Source organism: Gilliamella sp. LMG 34362, from assembly GCF_984569125.1.
The window spans coordinates 2,057,185-2,077,199 of the sequence record NZ_OZ474902.1 but is presented as its reverse complement, the minus strand read 5'-3'; the positions used below and the strand labels follow the sequence as shown (position 1 = coordinate 2,077,199).

Below are 20,015 nucleotides of genomic sequence, written 5' to 3'. Positions count from 1 at the left end.
TTTAATTATAAATAAGCAATAAATTGAAAAATATGATAATTTTTTCAACATTAACTACATCCACAATCAACACTGCTAGTTTTTTGTTTTTTTGCTTGATTATTTTTCTTGATAATTGCTTGAACTTTTTTGGAAACTACTGATAAATGGTCTTTAGAGTCTAAATAGTTTTGTTCTGCGGCTTTAGCAAACCATTGTTTCGCTTTAAAATAATTCTGTTTAACACCGGTGCCTTTATAATACATAGTTGCTAAAGTATATTGTGCTACAGGATCTCCTTTTTGTGCTGCTTTAGTATCCCATTCAATACCCTTTAGATAATTTTGCTTAGTACCTTGTCCGTTATAATACAACATAGCTAAACTATGCTGAGCACCAATATGTCCTTGTTTAGCTGCTTTTTCAAACCATTCTTTTGCTTTACTATAATCTGGTTCAGTTTTTTGTTCGGGCTTATCAATTGCCCCTTGTTCAATACCTTTAAATATCCGTTTTTTAACTGTATAACCATTAAAATACATTATTCCAACATGATATTGAGCCTCAGGATCATTTTGTTCTGTAGCTTTTTGATATTCACTTTCAAAATTTAATTCAGGTTTTTCATCAGCAAAAGCCGAACCATAAGTGAACAAACCTAATGATAGGATTAGAATTAATTTTTTCATTATATACCCAGTAATTTTATTACTGTAAAAAGACTGTAGCGAATTTATTCGTTATAGATAAATCTATTGTCGTTATGTAATTTAGCTATTTTATAAGCAAGTTTACAAAAGTATCAATAGTTTTCTTTTGGTTAGTAAAATGTTGGGTCGTGAGCCAGATTATTCGGCACATCGTGTGCCTGACCCTTTCAGGGCCAACACAAGTGTTGTTCAAATTCGTTCCAGACGAATTAGTCGAACGCTAGCCGTTCTTATCGCTAAATAATTTATTCGTAATGGAGTAAGTGAAAAAGAAAAAAATTGGTGGGTCGTGAGCTAGATTATTCGGCACATCGTGTGCCTCACCCTTTCAGGGCCAACACTTTGTGTTGTTTAAATTCGTTCCAGACGAATTAGTCGAACGCAAGCGCTATCATCGCTGAGTAATTTATCTGTAATGGAATAGGTGAAAGAGAAAAAAGTGGTGGGTCGTGAGCTAGATTATTCGGCACATCGTGTGCCTCACCCTTTCAGGGCCAACACTTTGTGTTGTTCAAATTCGTTCCAGACGAATTAGTCGAACGCTAGCCGTTCTTATCGCTAAATAATTTATTCGTAATGGAGTAAGTGAAAAAGAAAAAAATTGGTGGGTCGTGAGCTAGATTATTCGGCACATCGTGTGCCTCACCCTTTCAGGGCCAACACTTTGTGTTGTTCAAATTCGTTCCAGACGAATTTGTCGAACGCTAGCGTTCTCATCGCTGAGTAATTTATCTGTAACGGAATAGATGAAAGAGAAAAAAGTGGTGGGTCGTGAGCGATTCGAACGCTCGACAAACGGATTAAAAGTCCGCTGCTCTACCGACTGAGCTAACAACCCATTAAGATAGTAAAAGTGGTGGGTGATACCGGGTTCGAACCAGTGACCCCCTCCTTGTAAGGGAGGTGCTCTCCCAACTGAGCTAATCACCCCAAGTGTTTTATTTCTAAAACATCACGGTAAGAATTGGTGGGTGATACCGGGTTCGAACCAGTGACCCCCTCCTTGTAAGGGAGGTGCTCTCCCAACTGAGCTAATCACCCTTACCGTGTGGATGTGCATTATAAGGCACGTCTTATTTCAGTCAACCTTTTTTTTAAAATTTTCTTAAAATTGACCCTGTTCGGTTTAATTTTAGACATTTTTTGGATGATACTTCGCAAATATGCATATTGTTGGCTTATATCCAGCTAATTATGATTATGATTTTTGATATCACCAATCAACATTATTTAAGATACATATGATGGTTTTTAATAAAAAATGTGCTGTTATTACAATCGAACCAGAAATATTACGCTATCAAGTGGTAACTGTTAAAGCCCTTAACGGACATTCTAATAATGAAAATTTAGCTGATATTACTTATCAAAACTCGACTGATATTGAGCAACTGATACAAAATTTAAAAAAACAGCAGCCAAAATTAACCGCAATAGCACTGAATTTAGGCCAAAGTTACGTTCAGTTTCAGAAAACGGCTTATCCTGAGGTGAAATTAAATTCAGCAGAATTAACTTTATATATAAAAGCAATAATCAATAAACTATTTCAATTACCGGCAAACAATATGTTTTTCGATTTTGTGTCATTAGCAGGCCCTCAAAAAACTATTATGATTGCTATTTGTGATAGTGATGCAGCCAATTATTGGATAGATTTATCCAAAAAGCATGGTTTAACTTTGCTTTCTATTAATAGTAAGTTGGAAAATATAAGATTTAATTTTTTACCGTGGCGCCAGCAAAAAGCAAGGCAGCATCAGTTTCAATTACTACTTTTCATGGTTAGCTTCATTGGTTTACTGAGTTGTTTCTTCTTTTATCTTTTACTTGATGGCCAAACTACATTTACTCAATATTCGAAACAGCTATCAACACAACAAGTGCTAGAACAGCAATTGTCTGCTCAATTAGCAAGTTTTATTCCTAATCCTTCACCTAGTCAAAAACAGATTCAACAATCGCTACAAATGTTTGCAGAAATGCTGCCAGAGACAATTTGGTTAAGATTGTATGAATATGAAGCACAGCATATAAAAATTATCGGTCAAAGTATTAATTATGTCGATATTATTAATTTTAATCAGCAACTTTTATCCAGTCATGAGGTAAATAGTAGCTTGGTAAAAAATATCGAAAATAGTGGAGATAGTTTGTTGTTTCAACTGGATATTGAATTAAATGAATAATGATTTTTTTTATAGACCTATTTGGCAACAATACTTAATCAGCTTTTTGCTACCTTCAATTGTGTTTTTCATTTGTTATCAGTTTTTTATTCAAGAACTAAAACAACAAACAGAGATGCAAATTACGATATATGAAGAAAAGAAAACGGCAATTAAATTACTTCAATCAAAAATTGAACGTTATCAATCTGCTAAAAAAAGTTCGTTAACTTTACTAACAGAACTTGAGTTTGCTAAAGCAATCAAACGTAATCAATTGCACTTAACTTCCTTTAAATATGAGAAAAATGAATTGTCAAGTTATTGGCATATTGAGCTACGAGGGCAGTTTATTAATTTTATGCAATTTATTAGTGAGTTAAATGACAATTTTTATTATTTAAATTTTCAGAATTTTACTATTGATAAGCAAGATACTTATTTGCAAATTAAATTTAACATATTGATTAAAAGGGATATTAAATGAATTATTATCTTATTATCAGTTATTTTTCATTAATGATTTATTGTTTTAATGTTAATGCAGATATTCATTTAACAAGGGATCCTTTTTTACAAACTATTAATTTTAGTTGTCAGGAGCAGACAGATCTCCTTAATAAACAGATCCAAGTTTGGCAATATAAAGGTTATATCCAACGCATAGAGAACCATTACCAACAATTATGGCTTTTTTCTGAAAATAATTGGTTAGCAATTACTGATAATACCGTACCGCATATTTTGTTTCCATGGACTGTAAGTGCTGTATTAGACGATAAACTTTTATGGCAAGCAAGTTTACCTAACTATTGCAATCATACTGTGTTATGGACAATGCCTTTGACAAAATAAGTGACTATTATAGTTTAAGGATATAATTAATGTTTAAAATTAGCCAAATATTAAAAAGTTTAGCAAAAAAATATTTAAATATTGTTATTTTAGTTATGCTTTTTTCTATGTCATGTTGGGCAAATCCTAAAACTTTATCAAGCGCTGAATCGGACGATCTAATTTCTATAAATTTTTATCAAACAGACATTGCTATAATTTTGCAAGCACTTGCTGACAATAAACAGATGAACTTAGTTATGGTCGATGATTTGTCAACCAAACAAACCATTAAACTGCAAAATGTTAAATGGCAAAAAGCATTAACAGTTGTTTTAAATTCTGCAAATTTACGCGCTGAAATTGACGATAATATCTTATTTATATCAAAAGCTGTTGATCCAGAGGTGTTGCTTCAAAAAAAATTACTAGAACAAAAAGAGTTGCAATTAAATAAGCCATTAAATTTGCTGACTATTCCAGTTAATCATGCCGACCTTAATAATCTAGTTGAAACTATTCAATCACAAGGATTATTATCCGAACGAGGAAAAGCGATTATCGATAAAAGAACTAACTCAATCATTATTACCGATATGTCTACACAATTTTCCAATATCAAAAAATTAGCTAAAAGTTTGGATCAGCCAATTCCTCAAGTGCATATTTCGGCTCATATTGTCACAATGAATAAGCAAAGTATGGATGAGTTAGGTATAAAGTGGGGATATACTGGGCACTCATCACAAGTATTAAGTAAGTTTGATGTTGACTTTGGTGTCACCAATGCAGCATCTTCTGTCGGTTTCAATTTAGCAAAACTTTCCGGTAGTTTGTTAAATCTTGAACTTTCGGCATTAGAATCAGAAAACCAGTTAGAAATTATAGCAAGTCCGAATTTGTTAACGGCAAATCAAAATATGGCTTCAATAAAGCAAGGTACAGAAATTCCTTATGAAGTTTCAAATGGTGGTAATGGAGCTACATCTGTTGAATTTAAACAAGCTGTATTAGGTTTAGAGGTTACCCCAAAAATTATTGCTAACGATCAAATGATATTAGATTTATATATTACGCAAAATACGGCTGGTCGTTCAATAAAGCGACGTGATGGGGGCGAAGCGTTAGCTATTGAAACACAGGAAATTAGAACGCAAGTCAAAATTAAAAGTGGCGAAACTGTTGTATTAGGTGGAATTTTCCAACAAATTAATAATGTTAGTAAAAATAGTGTTCCAGGCATTAGCAATGTACCCATTATCGGTAATGCTTTTAAAAATAAAACAAAAAAACAACAAAAACGAGAATTAGTTATCTTTATTACTCCGCAATTAGTTGAGTAAATAGCCATGGAGTTGTATCATACTCAATCTTATTTTGTTACTTTGTTTTGAGCCTATTAACTCAATGCAAAATATAGTCACTAGAATTACAATTTATTATAAAAGTTGAGAATATCATGTTTCATTTTGTCGCTTCTGATTTAGATGGCACTTTGCTAAATACTGAGCATAGCTTATCGCCATTTACTAAAAAAATTCTTCAAGCTTTACGTCAAATGGGGATTCACTTTGCCTTTGCTACTGGTCGACATCATATCGATGTTGGTCAAATGCGTGAAAATATGGAAATCGACGCTTTTATGATAACCTCAAATGGTGCTAGAGTTCATGATAGTCGAGGTAATTTAGTTTTTAGTCGTAGCTTTGAGCCTAATCTAGCCTGTGAGTTAGCACAAATTTGTCAAGACAGTTCATATATTTATACGCATGTTTATCGTGGTGATGATTGGTTAATTAATAAACCAGATGCATATTCGCTTAGTTTTTTTACTGACACGCAATTTAAATATCAATTTTTCGATCCGCGTAATTTTGTCGCTGATGATATTGCCAAAATTTATTTTACCACTTCTGATGTTGCACATAACCATCATTTGGTTGAACTAAAACACAAAATTGAACAACAATTCGGCAAAAAAGTTAGTATCGCTTTTTCTACAGCAAACTGTCTTGAAGTGATGGCGGAAAATGTAACTAAAGGTAGTGCATTAAAATTAGTGGTTGAAAGTTTAGGTTATCAGCTTAAAGATAGTATTGCCTTTGGTGATGGAATGAATGACTATGAAATGTTAAAAATAGCAGGGAAGGGTTGTATCATGAAAGATGCAAGTCCTGAACTTAAGTCATTACTTCCTGAACTTGAAGTAATTGGCTCTAATGCTGATGATGCTGTACCTCACTATTTAGCTAATCTTTTACTTTAATTTGAATAGTTATATTAACCATAAATATGATTGTTGATAAAGATCTTAATACTCTGGGCTTGCGTTGCCCAGAACCCATTATGCTGGTTCGTAAAGCGATTAGAGAATTAGCTGTTGGTCAAATCTTACATGTTATAGCTGATGATTTGGCTACAACTCGTGATATTCCTAGCTTTTGTCGGCATATGGATCATCAATTAGTTAATGCTCAGATTGAATCTATACCATTTGAATATTGGATTAAAAAATCACATTAATAAATTGATCTGAATAATTTTCAGTTAAATTCATTTTTATTACGATAAATCAATTTGTTTTAAATGATAGTGTAGTGTGCGCCAATCATTAGGTGCAAGATTATCGATCATTAAAAATAATACTCTTCTTTTGCCATCACGACATGATTTTAAATTTAAAATTACCATATAACGTAAAAGCAGTGGTTTTCGCATTAAATGCCAACGTTGTTTATGCCAATAAATTTGGTGTATATATTCAAATAATGCCAATTCACCTTTAATAGTTCTGAAATAATTGACACTACGCCACCATTCAACGATTAAAACTAAAATTAAAATATAGATATAACAATTCAAGAATGTATCGGCTAACTGAATAAAACTTATCATAATTAAAATTAAATAAAAACAACTAGAACCCAATAATTGTAAAAAAGATCGAGTAAGATTTGTGCTCCACATATTAATATTCTTAAATTGATGTAAAGCACAATTATTTAATTGTTTTATCTGTTTTATTTAAAAATATAAAAATATTGTGAGATAATACGCAAAATTCTTGAATAATTTAGTAATAATACGGTTAACATCGTCAATTTATTAGCTATTTGGTTGTTGTTTTATAACGTATTGGTTGTAGTAATTTATTAATCAATGTATTAGTAACGATATATAAAAATGGCAATTAACTTTAATTTAAATTTCTTGTTTAAATTAAAAGAATTAATGGTTAAAAATTTGATTCAAGTATTATTTGCAATATAGATAATTATTGCTTTTTATTTTGAGTCTTATCGAGTAAGTAGTATACTCGTCGGTTAAAAATGATATTAATAAATATAACAACAGTTTTATTATCTTTCTTTGATTAAAAATCAATTGGATAGGAATGATTTGTGATAATACTAAAAATATTAAAATTTTGCCTTAAACTTTTTATAGGTTTATTTCTTTGTGGTTTAATTATTGGCATAGCTGGTTATAGCTATTATTCAAAAGATCTACCGGATGTTGCAACATTAAAAGATGTTAGATTGCAAACACCTATGCAAGTTCTCAGTAAAGATGGTGAATTGATTGCTGTTTTTGGTGAACGTCGACGAATACCATTAAAATACGATCAAATTCCACCTGTTGTCGTAAATGCTGTTATCGCTACTGAAGATGCTCGTTTTCATGAACATTTTGGCATTGACCCAATTGGTATTGTGCGAGCAATGTATGTAGGATTAAAGCAAAAAGGTTTTTCACAAGGTGGTAGTACTATCACCCAACAAGTTGCTAAGAACTTTTTCTTAACACCTGAAAAAAGCATATCTCGTAAAGTAAAAGAGATGATTATTGCTATACGTATGGAGCAAGAATTATCTAAAGACGAGATAATGGCGTTATACCTTAATATGATCAATTTTGGATCACGAGCTTATGGTATAGCAGCCGCATCATTTACTTTTTTTGGTAAAACTCCAGATCAGTTAACCATAGATGAAGCTGCATTGCTTGCTGGTTTACCAAATGCACCTTCAGCATTCAATCCGATTTCTCATCCAGATAAAGCGTTAATTAGACGTAACTGGGTATTGGGACGAATGTTAGACCAATCTTATATTACTCAAGCTGAATATGATGAAGCAATTAAGCAACCATTAAATGCAAGTTACCATACACCAAATATTGAATTTTCTGCGCCATATGTTGCTGAAATGGCGAGACAATTTATGTACGATAAATTTGGTGAAAATGCTTATACTGATGGTTACAAAGTTTATACGACAATCTCTAAAACAGATCAAGTTGCAGCAACAGAAGCAGTTCAAAAACATATTATTGATTATGATATGCGACATGGCTATCGTGGCCCTGAAAAAATTTTATGGGAAAATAATGAGCCAGCCTTAGATGAAGATCAAATCCAAGCAGCCTTACATAAATATATCTGCTACAGCGGTATGTGTCCAGCAGTGGTATTAGAATCGAATGATAAAGAAGCAAAAGCTGTATTATCTGATAAAAGTAATATTACCATTGCTTATCAAGATATGAAGTGGGCAAGAAAATTTATTAATGATAATCAACAAGGTGCTTCACCAAGAAAAGTTAACGATACATTAAAAGCAGGTCAATTAATTTGGGTGAAAAAATCTGGTGATAACTGGGCTTTAGCGCAAATACCTGCTGTTAATGCTGCATTGGTTTCTCTTGATTCGGATAATGGGGCAATTAAGGCTATTGTTGGTGGTTACGATTTCAATTTAAGTAAATTTAATCGTGCAACACAAGCATTACGTCAGTTGGGCTCTAATATTAAACCATTTATCTATACAGCAACTTTAGAACAGGGCTTAACTATGGCAACTCTGCTTAATGATGCACCTATTGTGCGGACTACTGGTAGTGTGACATGGCGTCCTAAAAATTCACCACCAACCTACGCAGGGCCATTAAGAATGCGAATCGGTTTAGGAATGTCTAAAAACGTGATGATGGTAAGGGCACTACGTGCTATAGGTATCGACTATGCGGCAACCTATTTAGAACGTTTCGGATTCCCGAAAGAAAATATTTCTCATAATGAATCATTAGCCTTAGGTTCAGCATCATTTACACCATTACAAGTTGCTAGGGCATATTCAGTAATCGTGAACGGTGGTTATTTAATCACGCCATATTTAATTGAAAAAATCGAGCACGATAATGGCAGAGGAGTGTTTTATCAACACCAACCATTGATTGCTTGTCATAATTGTAAAGATGAGGTTGTGAAATTTGATTCAGTTTCAGTATCGTTAGATAATGTTGAAAACGAATCGAATGAACTTGGTAATGAAGAGCCTGAAGAGGCTAATCTTAAGTCAGAAGATAATTTAATCTTACCTGATATTAATAATGATAACAAAACCGCTGATGTAACACCTAAATATGCGCCACATACGGTTGATAGTGGTATTGCTTATATTATGAAAGATGGTTTACGTACCATCGTGTTTGGTGGCTCTGATTGGCAAGGTACAGCGTGGCGTGTAAAAGCCTTGGGTCGAAGAGACGTTGGTGGTAAAACTGGTACTACTAACCAATCGAAAGATGTTTGGTTTTCTGGGTTTGGTGGCAACATTGTAACATCGGTTTGGATGGGCTTTGATGATCACCGTCGTGCTTTAGGGCGGACTTTCCGTGCCGAAGCTGGTGCAGTTACAGCTAATCCAGTCTGGGTTGATTATATGAAAGTAGCTCTTAAAGATGTGCCAGAAAAACAAGATGTAAAACCAGATAATGTGATTTCAGTGACAATTGATCAACGAACAGGCATGTTACCAGGTTCTGGTGCAAGAACAATGTCAGAATATTTTATTAAAGGAACTGAGCCAACTACATATGGATCACAAGAAGTTGGTACTAGTGTGACGGATTCACAAGGCAATACTCAAGAACTATTCTAAGTAAGGTTATTATATGAATGGTTCAATAAGAATTATTGGTGGTAAATGGCGCGGTAGAAAATTGTCGGTTCTTGATAAGCAAGGCCTGCGCCCAACCACAGATAGGGTAAAAGAAACTTTGTATAATTGGTTAATGCCAATTATACAAAATAGCAATTGTTTAGATTGTTTTTCAGGTAGTGGTTCATTAGGTTTTGAAGCTGCATCACGTGGAGCTCAATCAGTCACTTTATTAGAGAAAGACAAGCAGGTGGCTAATCAGCTGAAAAAAAATAAACAACTCATTGCAAGTGATAATATTGACATTTATGCAACTGATACTTTTCAATGGTTAAATAAACCTGCGCAAAAACAATTTGATATTGTTTTTATCGATCCACCTTTTCATCAATCATTGATTGAAAAGACAGTGAAACTCCTTGAAAATAATCATTGGCTTAATTTATCCGCTTATATTTACATCGAGACTGAAACCACTCATGATTTAACTAGCTATATTCCATCAAATTGGTATTTACATAGAGAGAAAACAGCCGGACAAGTTCATAGCTATCTATTTATACGAGAAGACAAATAATGTTTATACTTTTGGGTAAATTAATCTATTCATTTATATGGTTATTTTTATTATTTAACTTAGTTCATCCATTTCCAAAGCCAGCCAATGTTGTTGCATACGTTGGATTGGCCGCTTTTGTTATAACACATGGCTTACAAGCTTGGTTATTACAATCAACGATGACCAATCAAGAAAAGCAGCAGGATAAATTTAAAGCACTTAGACTTTTTATTTTTGGTGTTTTTGAAACACTTAGCTGGAAGAACAAAAAATAACGATTAAAAAAGGTTGCCATACACGAATATTTTTGTATAATGCTCACCACTTCTTTCGAAGCATTCAATATGCGGGAATAGCTCAGTTGGTAGAGCGCAACCTTGCCAAGGTTGAGGTCGCGAGTTCGAACCTCGTTTCCCGCTCCAATTTAAGATTTATAGTATCCTATAATCAACAGTTAACATATTTCCCTTTTTGGAACTGTCAATAATTGCCATCTCTGTGTCTATATAAGTACGTAAATGAAATGCATCAATTCTACTACAGACATACCGACTCAATTATAGAACTCACTAATCAACAAGGTACTATTGTTTTGTGAGCCAATTATAAAACATGGTGTAAAGTTGATAGCTTATGTATCAATAAATTTGAACAAAACCTAAAATATCAAAGCTAATATTTTGGTGAAGAAGCCTGATTATATTACGAAACTTTTAAGTTTTATGAGAAGTAAATAGGGAGATTTATCACTCCAAATCCGATTATGTTATTGGTTGGGATTAACTTATATTAGTATACTTCTAATCCAATAGTTTGGTTTGATCCTTTTGGAATAGATTCTATGTCAGATAAAGTCATTGTTTGTAGAAGATGAGTTTGTTTTCCAGATTGATTGGCGATAAAATAGACAAAAAGAAAATTCGTAAAATGTTTCTGTTAACTATAGATTTACAAAAACATTAGATAATTAGGTAATGGAATATAACGTAATAATGTTGGTGACATACGAGCAACAGGAGGGAGATATCCCCTCCAAATGCTTCTAATCCAAATCATGCAAGCTTATAAGGAATGAATCGTTAAAAAGCGGCATAGTTAATGGATATTTCAAAATTATTGTAGAAGAAAGGTAATTTTTAATGAAAAGTATACTTACAGATCAGGAACTTAAAGAAATATCAGATCGTTGTAGTAAAGCAACAAATGGTCCTTGGATTTCTTATGTAGAAGGAAGGGATCACGTTAGTGGTTCAAATTTTATCATGACTGGTTTAGATGATAATAGAGGTGAAGATATAGAGTTATTCGGTGCAACAATCGATGATCAAGATTTTATTGCTCATGCTCGACAAGACATTCCAAAATTATTAGCGGAAATAGAGTCATTAAAGAAGCAACTTAAAATAATAAGTTAATAATTATGGTATACAGGACTATGCTGCACAAGCAAAATAGAGAAACTTACTTCTATAAAATAGGTAGCTACGCCCAGTTAGATCTATTGATACCAAAATATAAAATAGATCAAGTCTATTACAACCATAATGGCGGATGGGTTTATCCATATCCCTCATTAATGAATAGGGAACAATCGTTTGATAAGTCAATTACAAAGCATGAGGCGAGATAGATAGTTTTTGCATTAATGAAATAGAGAAAAATCTGCGTTCTCAATGCAATGACTTTGATAAAAAACTGAGTTACATTACAATATCTTCAGGTATTATGATAAGCATTTACTATTGAAAGACGCGATTGGTTTATTAGAAAGGAAGAATCTTTGCTTATAAACCTGATCCTATTACTTAAATTGATCTGCGTAGATTATTATTTATAATTTAAAAGACCAAACCAAATACAGAAACTCACCATAATACTACACCCCATAAGTTAAATAGAGTGTTTAACCAAAAGATAGCTAATATCGCATAAGTAATCGTATCAAAATGATGTTTGTTCTTTACTTTTTTGTAATTTGAATTGATATACTCGCCATATCACTAATTGAATTATTATTCATAAATTAAAAAACTCTGAAAGCATAGACTAATGACAATATTTTTATTGTTTCTTAATACCTATCTATTTTATCGCCTTATCTACTCTTATTGAGGTCAGAAGTTTGGTAGTGGCTACACGAATTTAAAAGAAGTAAGTCCCAACTATGAATCGATTGTATTTCTATTATAGAGTAGAATAGTTTTTTTATTTAATTATAAATAATCTTGTTTTGTTATGCTCATATATTCTATTAAACTATCAACAAATAACCTTACATTCAGCGGTAGGTATTTGGCATGTGGGTATAATAAAAAGAATGGCCGTGTTGCGCCATTAAATTCCTTCAATACCTCAACGAGTTCACCACTTTTTAATTCTTTTTCTATTGAAAAACGATAAACTTGCATAAGGCCAGCATGATTTTTGACTAATTCATTAGTTGCCAAAAAATCATCCAATATAGTAAAGTTGCCTTTTATTTCTAACTCTATTGGTTTTCCTTTTTTACAGAAATGCCATAATATTTTACGTCCTGTACTCGGTAATTCAAATTCAATACAATTATGTTTTTTTAAATCTTCTAACATAACTGGGATCCCCATATTTTGTAAATATGTTGGGGTTGCCACAACAATTAATTCTGAATCCTCTAATTTTCTGGCGATTAGATTACAGTCTTTCGGTTTTTGTCCTCTTATTGCTATATCAAAATTATCTTCGGAAAAAATTATATTGCGATTACTAGAATGTATATCAATATGGATATTTGGATACTTTTTCTGAAATAGTAGCAAAAAGGGAATTAGTCTAAAATGGGTAAATGGTGTTGGTGCACTTATTCTTATCAAACCGTGCAATGAACTTTGTGTGTTCTTTATTGTAAGTTCTGCATCATTTAACTGATTTAACGCTTGTCGGCATTGATCATAATATTCCTGCCCGAAAGATGTAACGCGCAATTGGCGTGTTGTTCTGACAAACAATCGGACATTTAATCTATCTTCTAAACGAGCAATTGATCGGCTAACCGCTGATGGTGTAATACATAGCATGTTTGCAGCTGCTGTAAAACTGCCTTTTTCAACAGTAAGGCAAAAGTGTTCGATACTACTTAACTGAAAATCTTTGTAATGACGTGACATAATTCCATTAATTACATTATGTAATTAATGGAATTAATTATAGCCTGTTTTTCAATTTTAAAACATAGATTACAGTATTGCTAAATGTTAAATATATTACTGGAGAGTTTCATGAGTATTTCAAATAAAACAGCTATTATTACTGGCGCTGCTGGGGGGATAGGTTCAGCACTTGTCAAAGCATATCTAGAGTTAAATTATAATGTTGTGGCTAATGGCCGTAATAGTGCTAATTTAGAGGCTATGGCTGTTAAGTTGGGTAACCCTGAGCGTTTACTTCTTATTTCTGGCGATATCGGTAAACCAGAAACTTCGAAAAAATTATTTGCCAAAGCGATAGAGCGTTTTAATAAAGTTGATGTTTTAATTAATAATGCAGGAATTTTTATTGCCAAACCTATCATTAATTATACTGAGGAAGATGTTGATACAATCATCAATACCAATTTGAAAGGCTTTTTTTATCCATCACAAACAGCTGCTAACCATATGATGAACAATGGCGCTGGTCATATCATTAATATAACTGCATCAATTGCTATTTAGCCGAATGCTAAGTTACCTACATTATTACCTGTATTGATCAAAGGTGGAATAAATCAAGCTACGCGAGCATTAGCTTTAGAATTATCTTCATCAAATATACAAGTGAATGCCATTGCTCCAGGTGTAATTGATACCCCCCTTAATGCAATTCATAATGCACAAGATAGAGAAAATTTAGCTAAAATGTCTCCCATGGGAAAAATTGGCAATCCGCAAAATATCGTTGATGCAGCTGTTTATTTAACGCAAAGTGAATTTGTGACAGGAACGACAATGATAGTAGATGGCGGATACTCAACGGGTGTTTGGTAGAAAAATAACTAAAATTAAATAAAACTGTAAGTAATAATTATTTATATTTTATTGATTGATAAATATATAATTATATTGCAAAATTAGCTAATAATGTTATTTACTTGCCAATTGAATTATTAGTTAAAAGTATATTTTTTATGCTTTTAACCTAGCCAATAAGTAAGTTACAACTTAATTGAGTTAGTCATGGATGCTAAGAAAACAAATATTATTAATAAATTAAATAGGTTATTAAACCGTCAGGTTGCTTTAATTGCGGAAGATATTGATTATTTAAGTTACCAAACAGCCTCTATTCCTAGCGATATTTCTGCTTATGACGCTTATAGAATGATGACTCAATCTCAACCTAAATGGCTTAAAATATTATTTAAGATGAGAGATTTTTTAGGCAGAATGGTAGGAATTAGAACAATAAAAGGTTTTGAACAGTTAAGTAAAAATATACCTAATGTTGGCGATAAAGTGCATTTTTTTAACGTTATTGAGTTAGAAAAAGATAAATTAACTTTAATCATTAGAGATCATCATCTAGATGTTTGTTTGCATCTTTACTTAGTTAATGATAATGATAAACAAAATAAATTATATGTGATTACATCAGTCAAAAATCATAATTTAATTGGCAAGTTATATATGGTGCCAGTTTCTGTTCTACATCCATTTATTGTCAATAGACTATTGAGAAATCTTAACGCTAAAAAATGATTGTATTCGTAAATCAGGATTGATTTTGAATTGAACTATTAACTTTTTTACCCTTTTTTGTATGACAACAGACTTCATAATAAGTAAAATTTTTTAGCTAGAGAAATTTAGCTAAATATTTACGTAACTAATTTAAAATATATAAGGAATGTATAATGATAATTGTAACATTTAAGTTTAAAAGACCTTTGGAAGAACTATTAGCTAAATTTGAAGAACATAACAAATTTTTAGATGAGTATTTTGCCAACAATAAGTTTATCGCGTCTGGTCCTTTAGAGAATAAAACAGGTGCAATTATTGTAGTAATGAGTGATTCACTTGAAGAAGTTAAAAGTATTATGAAATTAGATCCATTTTGTATTTATGATCTTGTTGATTTAGAATTTACCTTATTTCAAGCGAATAAAATCTCGCCTAACTTATTAAGTAATTAAATTTACATTATCTGATCTGATGTGTTAAAAGTAGGTTGCATTTAATGCACCTACTTAAACGAATAATTTAATAAATAACTTGCATAAAACTAATTTTGTTTATCTAAAAACTATCCGTAGTACGATATCCACCGCCACCAGATGAAGAGCTCGATGAATAACTATTCCCACTGGATGACGAACTTGAAGAACTTGATGAAGTTCGACTACTACTAGATGACCAGCTTGATGATGAGCGACTTGAGCGCTTAGAAGAAGATGAACTAGAGCTACTTAATATCGACCAGCCACTATTTGTACTTGAGGAAGTTGTATTATTTCTTAGCACGCGTCTAGCTAAAAGTTCCATAACTATTTTTTCAGGAGAATCACCATATTCTATTAAATTATTTAGTAGGTTATTAAGTGTGTTTGAAGAAATTTTATATTCATAAAAAGAACTAGGTATATTATTTTGCCTAAATAAATTTAACGTTTGATTAAAGCGAATAAAAATATCTTCAAGATTTCCAATTGATTGTTGAAAATGTGGAATACGTTGTTCAAGTTTTTTTATCTGTTTATCTAATTCAGGAATTTTTTTAAGTAATATATCATCTTCTTTGGATTTAGTTTGTAAGGTTAGCTGCTCAAGTTTTTTAATTGACTGATTTTCTAGTAACTTAGCTAGCTTTGAAGATAAATTTTTAAACTGAACGCTTTGTCCTGATTGTGTGTCATTTAATGTATTATAAGCCTCTTGCTTCTGGCATTCAGCTTTATCTAAATCCTGTTCAATTTTAGCTAATTCAGTTTTTAATTGCGGTAGCTTCAAACTGTTTTCAACCAGTTGTTCTTTGTTATTTTTTTGTTTTAAGGCCAAATCGTATAATTTTTTCTGATTATCGTATTTAAATTGCGATTCTTTCATTAAAGATTCGAGTATTTTTTGGTTTTTATAATTTTCATTAAAATGAACAAATTCAGCTAGCGATTCATCCAGATTTCTAAAAATCCAACGACCTTTATAATTATCTTCGCCATAGTTTCTTTTGATTAAATAATTGTAATAGTTATTTTTACTGTACTCGGCTAATTTTTTTGAGAATTCTTTTTGGCATACTTCATAATCTTTGGTTATTTTTTCTAAATTTTCTTGTTCGATAGTAAAACGATTAAACGATGAAACGTAATCAGGATCGCTTTCCAGTTGTAGCACCTTTTGGGTAGTAAGTTCATCTAACTTTGCAAGAGTATTTGTTAATTGCTGTTGATATTGACCAGTTTGTTTTTCTAATTTACTAAGCTTGCTAGTTAAGTCACTATATAGTCCCTGCAATTGCTTAATAATATTCTGGACTTGAGAATCACTATTTTCCGGTGATTCTTTTAAATATATGGTAGCAATTTTTTGATAAATACTAGCCTGTTCATTCTTCAAATTCAAAATTTTATCAAGGGTATCTTGTCTTTCTTTATAAGCCGTATCTAAAGTGGCTTTAATACCCTGTGCTTGTTCATAAATTTTATTTTCAATTATTTTGGACTGCATGGTTTACCACTCTAAAATCCTTCCAGATTTCACTGATTTTGGACAATTGAAGATTAAACGTCCTTTCGGTTTGGTACAAAGTTTATTGTTATCAATATGCCCATCTTGCATTTTATCGCTTTTAACACTGTTATATTGTTCTAAAATGACTTGTTGGCCAAATGTATTTACCAATTTTGATTCTCCAGTTTCAATACTTTGTACCCATAATGAATCTGAATGGTTATTGGTTGTCATCGGTCTGACAATCAAGTACCACGATTTACCATTAGTATTGTCATGAGTACGCTCCACTCCCGATTTATAATCTGGATGATCAACAATAGTTAACGTTAAATTGGTTTGAGCTAGTTTTATATAGTAAGCCATCATTTCTTGATAATGTTCGACATGCTCAAAATTCAAATTTTTTAAATCAGCAGTTAAGGCATTTTGTAAAGTAATAACTTCACTCATATCAGAGTTAGGTACGTTTAATGTTTGTAGTTGTTTAGTATCAGATAGAATTTTATTTTCAAGAGCTTCAGCACGTCCAACGGAATGAAAAAGTGTTTCTATTGGTTCAACATCAATATCTTGTTGTCCTTGATTGAGATTATCAAGAATTTTATCAACTGAAATTTGTAAAATAGGATATTTTTTAGTTGCCTCTATAAACTCTTTACTTTGAATTAAGTTGGCCAATTTTTTATCCTTTTCAAGTAATTCACTTAATTCTGTTATTTGTTTTGTGATCTCAGGTAAAGTAGAGGAGATTGAGTTATCAAGTTCTTTTAGATCATTAAGTGTTTTCTGATTCATCTCAAACGTTGGCGATGAAATCTCCGTTGATTCAGTAACATGAAGATTAATCTCTTGATTGAGTAAATGAGTAATTGAGTCTTTTAATTTTTTTACGGGAACTTGTGCAAAGTAAACAGGAAGTTTATCAATTTGCAAAAATTTATTGTTAAGATCATTTAAGGTATTTTTTTGGGATAAAATATGACTATAAGTTGTATCGATATTATCATTAATTTTTAGAATATTTTTTAATATGCTGAAGTTGAGCAACAATAAAATAACTAAGATCACACCGATAAAAGGATAAAGTATATTTCTTTTTATGTAACAAAAAGCAAAAAAACGAATTAACCAACTACGTTTAGGTGCAATAAATTGTAATCTTTGGTTAAACCAAAGATTAATTCCCTTCTCAATGATTTCGTCATTAACAATTTGCCCCTTAGCTTGATAATAATTTTTTATATTTTCTGCTAAGTTTGTACGCAAAGCGTTATGATCAAGGTGCTCAAGTAATAATTGTTGCTTTTGATAAAGTTCGTCAATGATTGCCATTGCACCTAGTTGGTCACTAAGCTTAATATTTGACATTAATTATTAGCCTTTAAAATAATATTATTAAAGCGTTGTTTACCATCTTCAACAATACGATCTATCTCTTTCGCATTATCAATTGATTCATTACGTAATTCGGCAATTAGCTGTTGACTTGATTCTTGATAATTGACAATTGCGTCGACTAAAGCACGTAACGAATCAGCTTTAATGGTTGAGCTATATCCAGCACGTAAGCTTTCTTCTAATTGTTTATTACCCGCAGATGCAATGCTTTCAATACCTTTATTCATGCCATCTTTCATCGCGTCTAACGTTTTAGTACTTTCGCTTAAACCAGTTAAAGAAGTGATTGATGCACTTAATGCAGTAAAAACAATTTCATTGGTGGAAAAAAAGCTTACACTTTGTTGATAAACTCGTTCTTTCACTGAGGTTGTTTGTTGTATACGGGCAAAGACTGCTTCTGCTGAATTATAAGAAACGGTTAAATTATTGGCTAAATCCAATATTATTTGATAACGGTTATCTTCTTGTTGGACATTACGTAATGCTTCATCGCGGATAAGCTCTAAACGCGCTTTTGCCACATGATCATCTTCTTTAAAATTATCTACATCGGCAATGGCTAAAGATAATTTATTTTTACATTCTTCAAGACGAGCAGTTGCTATTTGAACTAATTCTTCGGCAGTGATTTGAGCTTGTTTCAATCCAAATCGAAAATCTTGATAGGCATTTAGAATAATATGCTCACGCTCAATTTGATTACCGGTTTCTTGCGATACCTGTAAATAGGTCTTTTTTATCAGATTGAATCGGTCGGGAATAGAGCCTCGTTGAAGTTTCATCCAACCTATTTTTATTCTTTCAAAAAAATCTAATCGACCATCATCAAGCCAACCTAGCATTTTTTCCATATCCGTTCGGATACTATCAAAATGATTAACAATTTTGGTGTAACGTTGTGAAACTTCAACACCATCTATTTGTTCGCGAACCACTTGGTTAAAAGCACTTTGTTGTTGTAAGGTTCGTGCTATTGCGATAACTCGATTTTTATCAATTTCGGCAACATTATCCAATAACTTTAAAATTGGTGCATCGGCTTGTGGTTTAATAATAATTCCGATTTTATTTAATAATTGTACTGCTCTATCAATATAAGGTATGACCTGGCTAGACATTTATAAATCCTTTAATTTTTATTATTACATCGACAAATCTTCTAAATTATATCTTAATATATTGTTTACAACAATTTATCTCAATATTCTTTATGATTCTAAAAAGAATTATTAAAACTAAGAATTTTGAGCATAGTAGGATATTAATTATAAAATAGTTTATTTAATGGGTAGTTTTTTGCTTGATTTTCTATTTTAATTTTTGAGTAAAATTGTTATTTTAGAATTTAAGTTATTGCAATCGGCTATAATCTTGCTTAACTTATTAAATAATTAAGTTTACATTATCTAAGCCAATTAGCTAAAAGACGATTGCATATAATGGATTGAATAATTTAGGAAATACTAATAAAGCCACCGATATAAAACTCATTTTCTTTTTACACACATTAATATATTTTATTCTTTTTAATTGCCAATTTACCTACTATGTGGTAAAAATGAGCGTTGTTCCAGTCAGTTTTCTTTTTGTGATAATCAAATTATCTATAACATAGTTTTTCTTTTTCTATTTTAAATTATTTACTAATTTAGTCTTATCATTTGATAAATAAAGTCTTTTTTATTTGTTCGAAATTTTTGCCACGCTCCACAATTGTCTTGATTTTTTAGCTGTAA

At 31.7% G+C, this 20,015-nt stretch carries 20 protein-coding genes, 4 tRNA genes and 1 pseudogene; 15 read left to right on the top strand and 10 right to left on the bottom strand.

The features are described 5' to 3' along the window. Window positions 1-50: 50 nt before the first annotated feature. The gene (locus AC5LWZ_RS09580; RefSeq protein ID WP_493463587.1) at window positions 51-668 is read right to left on the bottom strand and encodes a tetratricopeptide repeat protein; all 618 of its coding nucleotides are present in this window, start codon (window positions 666-668) and stop codon (window positions 51-53) included. 139 nt (window positions 669-807) lie between these two features. On the opposite strand from AC5LWZ_RS09580, the gene AC5LWZ_RS09575 reads away from it, so the two are divergent. Beyond that, complete coding sequence (locus tag AC5LWZ_RS09575) at window positions 808-933, top strand: hypothetical protein (protein ID WP_493463586.1); 126 nt, start codon at window positions 808-810, stop codon at window positions 931-933. Window positions 934-1,451: 518 nt separating this feature from the next. Here the strand turns inward: AC5LWZ_RS09575 and AC5LWZ_RS09570 are convergent. The 3 genes from AC5LWZ_RS09570 to AC5LWZ_RS09560 all read right to left on the bottom strand — a co-directional run bounded on the left by AC5LWZ_RS09570 (window position 1,452) and on the right by AC5LWZ_RS09560 (window position 1,730). Then, window positions 1,452-1,527: transfer RNA gene (locus tag AC5LWZ_RS09570), tRNA-Lys, on the bottom strand. Window positions 1,528-1,543: 16 nt separating this feature from the next. Further along, window positions 1,544-1,619, bottom strand: a tRNA-Val gene (locus AC5LWZ_RS09565). A gap of 35 nt (window positions 1,620-1,654) precedes the next feature. After that, window positions 1,655-1,730 (bottom strand) — tRNA-Val (locus AC5LWZ_RS09560). A gap of 200 nt (window positions 1,731-1,930) precedes the next feature. On the opposite strand from AC5LWZ_RS09560, the gene AC5LWZ_RS09555 reads away from it, so the two are divergent. The 6 genes from AC5LWZ_RS09555 (at window position 1,931) to tusA (ending at window position 6,214) form a co-directional block, all read left to right on the top strand. After that, window positions 1,931-2,878 carry a PilN domain-containing protein gene (locus AC5LWZ_RS09555; RefSeq protein WP_493463585.1) on the top strand — a complete coding sequence of 316 codons (948 nt, stop codon included), beginning with the start codon at window positions 1,931-1,933 and terminating at the stop codon, window positions 2,876-2,878. After that, window positions 2,871-3,344, top strand: coding sequence for a hypothetical protein (locus tag AC5LWZ_RS09550; RefSeq protein ID WP_110447443.1), 474 nt, complete (start codon window positions 2,871-2,873; stop codon window positions 3,342-3,344). Before AC5LWZ_RS09555 ends, AC5LWZ_RS09550 begins: the two co-directional genes overlap by 8 nt. Beyond that, the gene (locus tag AC5LWZ_RS09545; RefSeq protein WP_493463584.1) at window positions 3,341-3,712 is read left to right on the top strand and encodes a hypothetical protein; all 372 of its coding nucleotides are present in this window, start codon (window positions 3,341-3,343) and stop codon (window positions 3,710-3,712) included. Before AC5LWZ_RS09550 ends, AC5LWZ_RS09545 begins: the two co-directional genes overlap by 4 nt. 29 nt (window positions 3,713-3,741) lie before the next feature. After that, on the top strand, window positions 3,742-5,034 hold the full coding sequence (locus AC5LWZ_RS09540; RefSeq protein WP_493463583.1) for a secretin GspD/PilQ domain-containing protein: 1,293 nt from the start codon (window positions 3,742-3,744) through the stop codon (window positions 5,032-5,034). A gap of 116 nt (window positions 5,035-5,150) precedes the next feature. Beyond that, window positions 5,151-5,957, top strand: coding sequence for a Cof-type HAD-IIB family hydrolase (locus AC5LWZ_RS09535; protein WP_110447446.1), 807 nt, complete (start codon window positions 5,151-5,153; stop codon window positions 5,955-5,957). Window positions 5,958-5,983: 26 nt separating this feature from the next. Next, the gene (gene tusA, locus AC5LWZ_RS09530; RefSeq protein WP_110447447.1) at window positions 5,984-6,214 is read left to right on the top strand and encodes a sulfurtransferase TusA; all 231 of its coding nucleotides are present in this window, start codon (window positions 5,984-5,986) and stop codon (window positions 6,212-6,214) included. Between the two features lie 39 nt (window positions 6,215-6,253). Here tusA and AC5LWZ_RS09525 read toward each other — a convergent pair whose 3' ends face one another. After that, window positions 6,254-6,658 carry a protein YgfX gene (locus AC5LWZ_RS09525; protein WP_110447448.1) on the bottom strand — a complete coding sequence of 135 codons (405 nt, stop codon included), beginning with the start codon at window positions 6,656-6,658 and terminating at the stop codon, window positions 6,254-6,256. Window positions 6,659-7,092: 434 nt separating this feature from the next. Between AC5LWZ_RS09525 and AC5LWZ_RS09520 the strand changes: the two genes are divergently transcribed. The 5 genes from AC5LWZ_RS09520 to AC5LWZ_RS09500 all read left to right on the top strand — a co-directional run bounded on the left by AC5LWZ_RS09520 (window position 7,093) and on the right by AC5LWZ_RS09500 (window position 11,607). Further along, entirely contained in the window at window positions 7,093-9,633 is a 2,541-nt protein-coding gene (locus tag AC5LWZ_RS09520; RefSeq protein ID WP_493463582.1) for a penicillin-binding protein 1A, read from the top strand. Between the two features lie 13 nt (window positions 9,634-9,646). Beyond that, complete coding sequence (gene rsmD / locus AC5LWZ_RS09515) at window positions 9,647-10,210, top strand: 16S rRNA (guanine(966)-N(2))-methyltransferase RsmD (protein ID WP_198220677.1); 564 nt, start codon at window positions 9,647-9,649, stop codon at window positions 10,208-10,210. After that, window positions 10,210-10,467, top strand: coding sequence for a DUF1145 domain-containing protein (locus AC5LWZ_RS09510; RefSeq protein ID WP_086364237.1), 258 nt, complete (start codon window positions 10,210-10,212; stop codon window positions 10,465-10,467). The genes rsmD and AC5LWZ_RS09510 overlap by 1 nt, the downstream gene beginning before the upstream one ends. 71 nt (window positions 10,468-10,538) lie before the next feature. Continuing rightward, a tRNA-Gly gene (locus AC5LWZ_RS09505) sits at window positions 10,539-10,614 on the top strand. A 717-nt stretch (window positions 10,615-11,331) separates the two neighbouring features. After that, on the top strand, window positions 11,332-11,607 hold the full coding sequence (locus AC5LWZ_RS09500) for a hypothetical protein (RefSeq protein WP_110447450.1): 276 nt from the start codon (window positions 11,332-11,334) through the stop codon (window positions 11,605-11,607). Window positions 11,608-11,625: 18 nt separating this feature from the next. On the opposite strand, the gene AC5LWZ_RS09495 is transcribed toward AC5LWZ_RS09500, so the two are convergent. Continuing rightward, window positions 11,626-11,757 carry a hypothetical protein gene (locus AC5LWZ_RS09495; protein ID WP_493463581.1) on the bottom strand — a complete coding sequence of 44 codons (132 nt, stop codon included), beginning with the start codon at window positions 11,755-11,757 and terminating at the stop codon, window positions 11,626-11,628. Between the two features lie 648 nt (window positions 11,758-12,405). Beyond that, window positions 12,406-13,335 carry a LysR family transcriptional regulator gene (locus tag AC5LWZ_RS09490; protein WP_493463580.1) on the bottom strand — a complete coding sequence of 310 codons (930 nt, stop codon included), beginning with the start codon at window positions 13,333-13,335 and terminating at the stop codon, window positions 12,406-12,408. A gap of 111 nt (window positions 13,336-13,446) precedes the next feature. Between AC5LWZ_RS09490 and AC5LWZ_RS09485 the strand changes: the two are divergent. From AC5LWZ_RS09485 to AC5LWZ_RS09475, 3 genes and pseudogenes are all read left to right on the top strand, one after another. After that, window positions 13,447-14,193, top strand: a pseudogene (locus tag AC5LWZ_RS09485) (SDR family NAD(P)-dependent oxidoreductase). Window positions 14,194-14,382: 189 nt separating this feature from the next. Then, window positions 14,383-14,904 (top strand): DUF2867 domain-containing protein, encoded by a 522-nt coding sequence (locus AC5LWZ_RS09480; protein WP_493463579.1) that lies wholly within the window; start codon window positions 14,383-14,385, stop codon window positions 14,902-14,904. 155 nt (window positions 14,905-15,059) lie between these two features. Beyond that, a complete protein-coding gene (locus AC5LWZ_RS09475; RefSeq protein ID WP_086364228.1) occupies window positions 15,060-15,341 on the top strand; it encodes a YciI family protein in 282 nt (93 codons plus the stop codon). Window positions 15,342-15,444: 103 nt separating this feature from the next. Here AC5LWZ_RS09475 and AC5LWZ_RS09470 read toward each other — a convergent pair whose 3' ends face one another. From AC5LWZ_RS09470 to AC5LWZ_RS09460, 3 genes are read right to left on the bottom strand one after another with little or no spacing between them, the layout of a single operon-like run. Further along, window positions 15,445-16,872: a hypothetical protein gene (locus AC5LWZ_RS09470; RefSeq protein WP_493463578.1), complete on the bottom strand. Its 1,428-nt coding sequence runs from the start codon at window positions 16,870-16,872 to the stop codon at window positions 15,445-15,447. Window positions 16,873-16,875: 3 nt separating this feature from the next. After that, complete coding sequence (locus AC5LWZ_RS09465) at window positions 16,876-18,246, bottom strand: DUF6384 family protein (RefSeq protein ID WP_493463577.1); 1,371 nt, start codon at window positions 18,244-18,246, stop codon at window positions 16,876-16,878. Beyond that, window positions 18,246-19,397, bottom strand: coding sequence for a hypothetical protein (locus AC5LWZ_RS09460; protein WP_198220665.1), 1,152 nt, complete (start codon window positions 19,395-19,397; stop codon window positions 18,246-18,248). Before AC5LWZ_RS09460 ends, AC5LWZ_RS09465 begins: the two co-directional genes overlap by 1 nt. Window positions 19,398-20,015: the final 618 nt, after the last annotated feature.

What these genes read in the sequence shown, in the direction of transcription:
- AC5LWZ_RS09475 (WP_086364228.1), top strand. Translation starts at nt 15,060, where the DNA reads ATGATAATTGTAACATTTAAGTTTAAAAGACCTTTGGAAGAACTATTA.
- AC5LWZ_RS09460 (WP_198220665.1), bottom strand. Translation starts at nt 19,397, where the DNA reads ATGTCTAGCCAGGTCATACCTTATATTGATAGAGCAGTACAATTATTA.
- AC5LWZ_RS09525 (WP_110447448.1), bottom strand. Translation starts at nt 6,658, where the DNA reads ATGTGGAGCACAAATCTTACTCGATCTTTTTTACAATTATTGGGTTCT.
- tusA (WP_110447447.1), top strand. Translation starts at nt 5,984, where the DNA reads ATGATTGTTGATAAAGATCTTAATACTCTGGGCTTGCGTTGCCCAGAA.
- AC5LWZ_RS09495 (WP_493463581.1), bottom strand. Translation starts at nt 11,757, where the DNA reads ATGGATAAACCCATCCGCCATTATGGTTGTAATAGACTTGATCTATTT.
- AC5LWZ_RS09575 (WP_493463586.1), top strand. Translation starts at nt 808, where the DNA reads ATGTTGGGTCGTGAGCCAGATTATTCGGCACATCGTGTGCCTGACCCT.
- AC5LWZ_RS09510 (WP_086364237.1), top strand. Translation starts at nt 10,210, where the DNA reads ATGTTTATACTTTTGGGTAAATTAATCTATTCATTTATATGGTTATTT.
- AC5LWZ_RS09490 (WP_493463580.1), bottom strand. Translation starts at nt 13,335, where the DNA reads ATGTCACGTCATTACAAAGATTTTCAGTTAAGTAGTATCGAACACTTT.
- AC5LWZ_RS09550 (WP_110447443.1), top strand. Translation starts at nt 2,871, where the DNA reads ATGAATAATGATTTTTTTTATAGACCTATTTGGCAACAATACTTAATC.
- AC5LWZ_RS09500 (WP_110447450.1), top strand. Translation starts at nt 11,332, where the DNA reads ATGAAAAGTATACTTACAGATCAGGAACTTAAAGAAATATCAGATCGT.
- AC5LWZ_RS09540 (WP_493463583.1), top strand. Translation starts at nt 3,742, where the DNA reads ATGTTTAAAATTAGCCAAATATTAAAAAGTTTAGCAAAAAAATATTTA.
- AC5LWZ_RS09480 (WP_493463579.1), top strand. Translation starts at nt 14,383, where the DNA reads ATGGATGCTAAGAAAACAAATATTATTAATAAATTAAATAGGTTATTA.
- AC5LWZ_RS09545 (WP_493463584.1), top strand. Translation starts at nt 3,341, where the DNA reads ATGAATTATTATCTTATTATCAGTTATTTTTCATTAATGATTTATTGT.
- AC5LWZ_RS09555 (WP_493463585.1), top strand. Translation starts at nt 1,931, where the DNA reads ATGATGGTTTTTAATAAAAAATGTGCTGTTATTACAATCGAACCAGAA.
- AC5LWZ_RS09470 (WP_493463578.1), bottom strand. Translation starts at nt 16,872, where the DNA reads ATGCAGTCCAAAATAATTGAAAATAAAATTTATGAACAAGCACAGGGT.
- AC5LWZ_RS09465 (WP_493463577.1), bottom strand. Translation starts at nt 18,246, where the DNA reads ATGTCAAATATTAAGCTTAGTGACCAACTAGGTGCAATGGCAATCATT.
- rsmD (WP_198220677.1), top strand. Translation starts at nt 9,647, where the DNA reads ATGAATGGTTCAATAAGAATTATTGGTGGTAAATGGCGCGGTAGAAAA.
- AC5LWZ_RS09535 (WP_110447446.1), top strand. Translation starts at nt 5,151, where the DNA reads ATGTTTCATTTTGTCGCTTCTGATTTAGATGGCACTTTGCTAAATACT.
- AC5LWZ_RS09580 (WP_493463587.1), bottom strand. Translation starts at nt 668, where the DNA reads ATGAAAAAATTAATTCTAATCCTATCATTAGGTTTGTTCACTTATGGT.